At 66.0% G+C, this 7,663-nt stretch carries 9 protein-coding genes and 1 tRNA gene; 3 read left to right on the top strand and 7 right to left on the bottom strand.

Annotation, left to right across the window (positions count from 1 at the left end; translation table 11 throughout):
* Positions 1-402 precede the first annotated feature (402 nt).
* Positions 403-1,503, bottom strand: a complete 1,101-nt coding sequence (gene zapE / locus QZY44_RS16675) for a cell division protein ZapE (protein WP_295448520.1) — start codon at positions 1,501-1,503, stop codon at positions 403-405.
* Positions 1,504-1,520: 17 nt separating this feature from the next.
* Between zapE and QZY44_RS16670 the strand changes: the two genes are divergently transcribed.
* Together QZY44_RS16670 and QZY44_RS16665 are read left to right on the top strand one after the other, a co-directional pair.
* The gene (locus QZY44_RS16670) at positions 1,521-1,859 is read left to right on the top strand and encodes a hypothetical protein (RefSeq protein ID WP_295448516.1); all 339 of its coding nucleotides are present in this window, start codon (positions 1,521-1,523) and stop codon (positions 1,857-1,859) included.
* A 117-nt stretch (positions 1,860-1,976) separates the two neighbouring features.
* Positions 1,977-2,276 (top strand): hypothetical protein, encoded by a 300-nt coding sequence (locus tag QZY44_RS16665; RefSeq protein ID WP_295448514.1) that lies wholly within the window; start codon positions 1,977-1,979, stop codon positions 2,274-2,276.
* Between the two features lie 303 nt (positions 2,277-2,579).
* On the opposite strand, the gene panD is transcribed toward QZY44_RS16665, so the two are convergent.
* From panD to pcnB, 5 genes are all read right to left on the bottom strand, one after another.
* A complete protein-coding gene (panD, locus tag QZY44_RS16660; RefSeq protein ID WP_295448511.1) occupies positions 2,580-2,960 on the bottom strand; it encodes an aspartate 1-decarboxylase in 381 nt (126 codons plus the stop codon).
* 94 nt (positions 2,961-3,054) lie between these two features.
* Positions 3,055-3,972 (bottom strand): pantoate--beta-alanine ligase, encoded by a 918-nt coding sequence (gene panC, locus QZY44_RS16655; protein ID WP_295448508.1) that lies wholly within the window; start codon positions 3,970-3,972, stop codon positions 3,055-3,057.
* An 8-nt stretch (positions 3,973-3,980) separates the two neighbouring features.
* A complete protein-coding gene (panB, locus tag QZY44_RS16650) occupies positions 3,981-4,784 on the bottom strand; it encodes a 3-methyl-2-oxobutanoate hydroxymethyltransferase (RefSeq protein WP_295448505.1) in 804 nt (267 codons plus the stop codon).
* Positions 4,785-4,857: 73 nt separating this feature from the next.
* Complete coding sequence (gene folK / locus QZY44_RS16645; RefSeq protein ID WP_295448502.1) at positions 4,858-5,418, bottom strand: 2-amino-4-hydroxy-6-hydroxymethyldihydropteridine diphosphokinase; 561 nt, start codon at positions 5,416-5,418, stop codon at positions 4,858-4,860.
* A complete protein-coding gene (pcnB, locus tag QZY44_RS16640; RefSeq protein WP_295448499.1) occupies positions 5,405-6,772 on the bottom strand; it encodes a polynucleotide adenylyltransferase PcnB in 1,368 nt (455 codons plus the stop codon). The genes folK and pcnB overlap by 14 nt, the downstream gene beginning before the upstream one ends.
* Positions 6,773-6,910: 138 nt before the next feature.
* Between pcnB and QZY44_RS16635 the strand changes: the two genes are divergently transcribed.
* Positions 6,911-6,986 (top strand) — tRNA-Glu (locus QZY44_RS16635).
* Positions 6,987-7,359: 373 nt separating this feature from the next.
* Here the strand turns inward: QZY44_RS16635 and QZY44_RS16630 are convergent.
* The gene (locus QZY44_RS16630; protein WP_295448497.1) at positions 7,360-7,587 is read right to left on the bottom strand and encodes a hypothetical protein; all 228 of its coding nucleotides are present in this window, start codon (positions 7,585-7,587) and stop codon (positions 7,360-7,362) included.
* Between the last annotated feature and the right edge of the window lie 76 nt (positions 7,588-7,663).

Raw genomic sequence — 7,663 nt, 5'->3', positions numbered from 1 at the left:
CTGAGAGGGGAATGCCACGCCCTTTAAGTTCCCAGGGCGTTGCCCTTGGCTGGTACTAAGTTCCAGCGTGTCTTGCGAGTCGACCCCAACGGGGTCGGACATACCAGCCAAGGTCAACGCCCTGGGATAGAGTTAGATCTTCGGCGCAGACCTGAAAGGGCGTGACATAGCGGCGCGGTGCCTTATGTCACGCCCTTTCAGGGCTAGGCTCTGTCTTACCGCATACCCAGGGCGTTGCCCTGGGCTGATATGTTGCGCCCCTTCGGGGCTTCCGGTTGAGATGCGCAACACACTGTCGTCAGGGGCTGGGTGCGTCGTCTCTTGGTGGTCGTTGCCAAGGCCGCCATTGTCTTCAGCGTATCGCGCCATCAGCCTAAAATGCCCTCAAGTTGGCTCTACAGGCTATTCCTCCCCAGGGTCCGCCAGGTAAGCCTCCGACTGCATCTCGATCAGTCGGCTATGCACCCGTGCAAAGGGGAAGTCCACGAATCCCCCAGGGTAAAGGTCGGCGATTGGCGCCGCAGCGGCGATCACGAGCTTGATCCGCCGGTCGTAAAACTCGTCGATCAAGTGGACGAAACGCCTGGCCGCCGCCTCGTGCGGCGAGCGCAAGACCGGGACCCCGGACAGCAGCACGGTGTGAAACTGCCGCGCAATCTCGATATAATCAACGGCCGCGCGCGGCGTCCCGCACAGGTTCTGGAAGTCGAACCAGGCGACGTCGGGCCCTACCCGGCGCGCCGGGAAGGTCCGGCCATTGACGCTGAAGCATTCATCCGCGGCCCCATGCCCGCCCGTCAGGTGTTCATAGTGTTCGGCAAGCCTGGCATCGCCTTCCTCACCAACGAAGAACACCCCCGCCTGAGTCAAGTTGCGCAGCCGATAGTCGACCGCACCGGCCAGCTCGAACACGCGTGTGTGCGCCTTCAGCAGGTCGATTGCCGGCAGAAACAATTGCCGCTGCAGGCCGTTGTGATAGAGTTGCTCGGGCTGCGTGTTGGAGGTCACCACCAGCGTCATGCCGCGCCTGAACAGCGCGCCGAGCAGCCGATGCAGGATCATGGCGTCGGCGATATCGGTCACCACGAACTCGTCCAGGCACAGCACGCGCACGTTCTTCCGCCACTGACCGCCAATCACCTCCAGCGGGTCTGGTTGGCTGGGGAGCCGCGACATGGCGTCGTGAACGTCACGCATAAAGTGGTGAAAATGCAGCCGCCGCTTGTCTGCCACCGGCAGGGCGTCGCAGAACCAGTCCATCAGGTAGGTCTTGCCGCGCCCCACGCTGCCCCACAGATAGATGCCGGGTACCGGCCGCGGTGTGCGGCCGCGACTGGCCCACAGTCGGCCCAGCGGACCCCGCCGGGGCTCCCCCCCCGCCTCCCCGGCCAACCGAACCTGCAGGTCCTCAAACAACGCACGCGCCTCCTCTTGGACGCGGTCCAAGGGCTTCAGGTCGGCCACGGCGGCAGGCACGGAAAAATGATGAGAACTGACAGACACGTTACGAATTACTCCCCATGTTTACCGCGATAGGCCGCGTCGACGGATACGAATCCTTCGCGACGATCAAAGAGATAGGCCACGGCCACTACAAGCTCACCGGTTATATCCGCGGTCATGAGGCCTACGCCACGCTGTATCGGGTACGCGACTCCGAGTACAACATCACCGGCCACATCGCGGGCTTCGATTCGTACGGGACCGCCACCCGTGTCAACAAAAGCGACTGGACGGTCCAAGGCAACATCGGCGGACACACGATGGTCGCAACACTGACCGCTGTATACCATGGACAATGGACCTTTCACGAGAAGACCGCCCAGCACGAAGCCGAGGTGACGATTACAGGCAGATGAAACATGGTTTAGCCAGCGCTCAACCCAGTGACAAGCACAGTCCTTTCTAATACTGTATACCCCAACCTGACCTGCTTTGCCCCTTAGCGGTCACAAGCACTTAGGAGTTCCCTGCGGATGCTGAACAAAGTCAAACGCTTCACTACTTCACTCCTGCCGATCGACGAGACCCGGCAGGGCGAGTGCAACCGTTGCGGCGCTTGCTGCAAGCTCCCTTACCCGTGTCCCTTCCTGCGGTTCGACGACGAGGGCCTGAGCAGTTGCGCCGTCTACCATGTGCGGCCACCCAGTTGCCGCAAGTACCCGCGGACGGCTGCCGAGAATCTGACTCCAGAACAATGTGGTTTCTCTTTTGCCAGCGATGAGGACCTCGGTGCCGACCAAGTGGGGTTGGAGCCGGTGACCAGCCCGCGATAGGCCCAGCTTGAGATCGGTGACATTGCTGATCTACAAGCTGAACTGTGTGGCGGGAGAGTAGATCTGCTATGGCGCCTGGGCGCGCGGTGCGGGACCTAATTGGGGCGCTGGGGCTGCAAATCGTGCTGCTACACCTGCAATGGGGGCACCACGATCGTGAATAATCTCAACACGCGGTAGGGTGCAGGACCCCGCCGGTCGAGGTCTTGCCGCTCGTCAATGGGTTCGCGCCGCGGGCAACCAAAAGAACACCGCACCCAGATACCACCCGGGTGCGGTGTTTTCTTGGCTTGCACCCCGCCCTCAGGCGGCCTGCGCGGGAATCGACTCGCCGGTGCGGATGATGCGATTGGACTCGTCCAGATAGACCAGGCTGGGCTTGAAGACCCGTGACTGCGCCTCGCTCATGCCCGCATAGGCACAGATGATGACCCGATCCCCCGGGGCTGCCTTGTGCGCCGCCGCTCCGTTGACCGAGATCACCCGCGATCCCGCCTCCGCGCGGATGGCATAGGTGGTGAAGCGCTCACCGTTGGTGACGTTGTAAATCTGGATCTGCTCGTACTCGCGGATCCCGGCGCGCCGCAGCAGTTCCTCGTCGATGGCGCAGGAGCCCTCGTAATCCACCTCCGCGTGCGTCACGCAAGCGCGGTGCAGCTTGCACTTCAGCAAGGTCAGTTGCATCAGCTCGATCCTCTAAACGGCCGCTCGGGCCTCAAGGTTTCTCGGGTCGGCAAAACCGCAAGGAAACTCGTATGATTTCAGTTGGGCGCCGATTCTAACGCAGGAATTGCTGCGCTGCATCATCGTTCTTGCTGTGGCGTGTTGCCGCGGGTCCGGTCAGGCCCCCGGGGTGCGTCACGCTCAGGTTGTCGATCAGCCGCGCGCGGCCGAGATAGGCCGCCGCCAAGACCACCAGTTCGCGGTCGCTTGCGGCCGGCTCGCCCAGGTCCGCGGCCCGCCGGACACTCACATAATCGGGCCTCAAGCCGGCCGCGGCAATCATTGCCGTCGCAGTTGACTCGACCTCAGGAGCTGGCCGCCCCGCCGCCAGCCCCTGGGCGGCCGCAGTCAGGGCGCGATAGAGCGCCGGTGCCTGGGTCCGCTCGGCGGCCGACAGATAGCCGTTGCGCGAGCTCATGGCCAGCCCGTCGGGCTCCCGTACGGTGGGGACACCGGCGATCTCCACCGGTAGGTTGAGGTCGGCCACCATGCGCCGGATGATGAGGAGTTGCTGGAAGTCCTTTTCGCCGAAGAGGGCGAGATCCGGCTGGACCATGTTGAGTAGCTTACAGACCACGGTCGCCACGCCGATGAAGTGGCCCGGGCGGCTGGCCCCGCACAGCAGGTCCGAGACCCCGGGGACCTCGACCCGCGTCTGCGCCTCCTGCCCTTGAGGATACATGGTCGCCACCCCGGGGGCGAACAGTAGGTCGCAGCCGGCCACGGCCAGCAGCGTCTGATCGCGCTGTGGGGTGCGCGGATAGGCCGCCAGGTCCTCGGTGGGGCCGAATTGCAGCGGGTTGACGAAGATGCTCGCGATGACCCGGCGGGCGCGTTGGCGGGCCTCCCGTACCAGGGTGATGTGGCCCTCATGGAGGTTTCCCATGGTGGGCACGAAGGCGATGCGCTCCCCTGCCGCACGCCAGGTGCGGACTTGGGTGCGCAGGTCGTTGAGGTCTTCGACGATGTTCATGGGTGTCCTCAGTAGGGGGTTTCGGCCGGACCGGGGAAGCTCCCTTCCCTAACCGCCGTCACGTAGCCGGTCACGGCCTCCATGATCGAGCTGCTGCCCTTCATGAAGTCCCGGCTGAACCGCGGCGGGCGCTTGGGGTTCAAGCCCAGAATGTCGTAGATGACCAGCACCTGGCCGTCGCAATCGGCCCCGGCCCCGATGCCGATCACCGGGATTGTGAGTGCCTGGCTGATCTCCTGGGCCAGGGCCGCCGGCACGCATTCGAGCACCAGCAGGCTGGCCCCGGCCTCCTGGACGGCCAGTGCGTCGCGCCGGATGGTCTGCGCGGAGTCGGCATCGCGTCCCTGAAACCGGTAGCCGCCGATGAGGTTGACCGATTGGGGCATCAACCCCAAGTGGCCGCAGACCGGTACGCCCTGTGCCGTCAGGCACCGCACCGTCTCCAGCACGCTGGCGCCGCCCTCTATCTTGACCACCTCGGCGCCGCCCTCCTGCATCAGGCGGGCGGCGCCCACCAGCGCCCGCTCCGGGGTCGCGCCGGCCAGGAAGGGGAAGTCTGCAATCAACAAGGCGCGACGTCGCCCGCGGGCCACGCAGGCGGTGTGGTAGGCCATGTGCTCGAGCGTGACTGGTACCGTGCTGGCATGTCCTTGCAGCACCATGCCGAGCGAGTCGCCTACCAGCAGCACGTCGACCCCGGCGTCATCCAGTAGCCAGGCGAAGCTTGCGTCGTAGCAGGTCAGACAGGAGATGCGCTCTCCCCGGGCCTTCATTGCCGCCAGGGTGGCAACGGTGATCGGCTTGGCGGGCATGGGTGCTCCGAAGGTCGGTGTGGGGGGCGAACGGGGGGACTGCGGATGGCCGCGAACGGGCCCGCGTGTCCCGCTAGCGGGAGGATAAAGGGCTCGGCCCGGCGGCGCCAGTCGGCGCGCCGTCCGGCAGCGGGCGAATGCCGTCCCGGTCGTCGCGGGCCGCCAGCAGGCCGGCGAGGTCACCCTGGCCGGGGATCAGGAGTCCCGCCGGTGCAATCTCTGCCAAGGGCACCAGGACGAAGGCGCGCCGCGCCATCTCCGGGTGGGGCAGCGTCAGCCCCGGCAATTGAAGCTGCCAATCACCGTACAGCAAGAGGTCCAGATCCAGGGTGCGGGGCCCCCAGCGGGCCCCGTCGCGTACCCGGCCATGGTCGCGCTCGATCCCCTGCAAGGCGCCGAGCAGTGCGAGCGGGGTGAGTTTGGTGGTGAGTACCGCCACCGCGTTGACGAATTCCGGCTGCGCCACCGGCCCCAGCGGGGCGGTGGCATAGAGCGATGAGCGAGCACGCAGGGTGCAGCCGGGGAGCCCCGCCAGCTCGTGAATGGCGCGGCAGAGCTGGGCGCGCGGGTCATCAAGGTTGCTGCCGAGCCCGATATAGGCCAGCACCGTGCAGCGACGCTCAGGTACCGCCATCGTGTCCCTCGGCGGCAGCGGTCCCGGCGCCTGAGTCTGATCCTGCCCCGGTGCCGCTCTTACGCCGCCGCCGCGGCCGTCGCCGCTTGGCCTCGCCCTCGGTCATGCAGGAGCGCTGCGCCCCGTCGGCCTCCTGGAAGCGCGTCCACCAGTCGGCGAGTTCCGGGTCGGCCTCGCCCGATTGCGCCCGCAGGAGCAGGAAGTCATAGGCGGCGCGAAAGCGCGGGTGACCGATCAGGCGCGCCGGCCGCTTGCCGTCGCGCTGGAGCAGGCGCGGCTGGAGCGACCAGATCTCGCGCATCGGCAGTGAGAAACGCTTGGGGATGGCGACCAGGGGCTGCTGGCGCGCGCACACCTCACTGCCCGCCTGTTCGATCGCGTCCAACTCCTCGGCCCCTTTGGCCAGGAGTCGTTCGTAGCGCCGCCGGACCGGCTCCCACAGCAGGACCGCATACAGGAAGAAGGGCGCGACCGGTTTGTTCGCGAGCACCCGCCGGTCCGTATTTTCCAGGCCGCGACTGACGAAGGTGACTGGAAAGGCCTGCTCCTCCAGCGCCAGCGCGGCATCGGTGTCCGGGAACAGGTGGCCGAAGAGTCCGTAATGGCGCAGCTTCTCGAAGGTGTCGCGTCCGTAGCCGCCGTGGAACATCTTGATCAGCTCATCGAAGAGCCGGGCGGAGGCGATGTCACCGAGCAGCGGCCCCAGCGTGAACAGGGGCTCCTCGGTGCGGGTCTCCACCGTGAACCCGAGCTTGCAGGCAAAGCGCACCGCCCGCAGCATCCGCACCGGGTCCTCCCGATAGCGCTGCTCGGGGTCGCCGATCAGGCGCAGTTGCCCCAGGCGCAGGTCCTCGAGCCCGCCGGCATAGTCGACGAGCGAGAAGTTGCTGATGTCGTAATAGAGTGCATTGATCGTGAAGTCCCGCCGCAGGGCGTCCTCCGCGATGCTCCCGTAGGAGTTGTCGCGCAGGATCATGCCGTTCTCGACCTGGCGGTCCGCGTCGTCGTCGTCCGCCCCGGTCCCGCGGAAGGTCGCCACCTCGATGATCTCCTGGCCGAAGTGGACGTGGGCCAGGCGAAAGCGGCGGCCGATCAGGCGGCAGTTGCGAAAGACCTGGCGGACCTCCTCCGGGGTGGCGTCGGTGGCCACGTCGAAGTCCTTGGGTTCATGGCCGAGCAGCAGGTCGCGCACCCCGCCCCCCACCAGGTGGGCCGCGTAGCCCTCCTGTTTCAGCTTGTAGAGGACCTTGAGTGCGTACTCGCTGATGTTGGCGCGCGAGATGCTGTGCCCGGCGCGCGGCACGATCAACGGGACCGCCGCGCTGTGCGGTGCCTTGGGGTAGGTTTCCTGCATCACGTGATCGGGGGGTTCCTTGAGGGCTGGGACAGTGCCCGGTGGCGGTCGGGATCGCCACTGGATCGTACATAGTGTAACCGCCGCTTGTGGTACGGCGCAGTGTCCGTATAATACCTGCTTCGCTTGACGCGTACCGCTCCCTTCGTCTAGTGGTCTAGGACGCTGGCCTCTCACGTCGGTAACAGGGGTTCGAACCCCCTAGGGAGCGCCAAATCAGGCGGTTAGCCAGGCTTTGCCGGCTGCCGCGATCACCGTCCGTCGCTTTCCCAAATGTCGGGACCAGCGCGGGCGGTTTTTTTTGCCTACCGCGCCGCCGGGCCGGGTCTCGCTCGTCACACCGCCGCGCGGTGTGACGCCCGTGTGTGGCGCTTCGGGTCGGGTCGCCCGCCCTTATTACTGCTAACGCCTATGGTTAAATCCGCCCCAGTCCGCGTCCCGTTGCCCATCGCGCTTGTCCAGTGTGGGGCGCGGTGTCAGGTTGGCCGCGCGCAGGCGCTCTGTCTCTCGGGTTGGATCGAAACTCAGTTCAGTCTTGAGACGGCGCAGGGCCTTCGTTTCCGCGTCGGATAGGGGAACGAATCCGCTCAGCACCCACGCCTCGCGCATGTTGTCTGCAATTTGGTGAATGGCAGGGCGCTGTCCAGCCCGGTCCAGGCGCGCAGGCCAGGCAACCGGGCGGCGTCGACCGGATCGGGTCCTTCTTCGGCCAGAATCCGATCGCCCAAGCCGCTGCCGACCCGCGCGTCGGCGGGGGCCTCCGCAAAGCAGACGATGCGCAACAGCGGGCGGCCGCGGGGGTCTCTCGGGCCCACTCCTCGCCCTCGGCACTCAGAAACTCAGGAACTCAGGAACTCAGGAACTCAGGAACTCAGGAACTCACCCGTGGTG

Origin of the sequence: uncultured Thiodictyon sp. (genome assembly GCA_903837595.1) — a bacterium.
In the GTDB taxonomy this organism is placed as follows: Bacteria; Pseudomonadota; Gammaproteobacteria; order Chromatiales; family Chromatiaceae; genus Thiodictyon.
The sequence above is the reverse complement of the archived record's forward strand: the minus strand, read 5'-3'. Positions and strand labels throughout refer to the sequence as shown.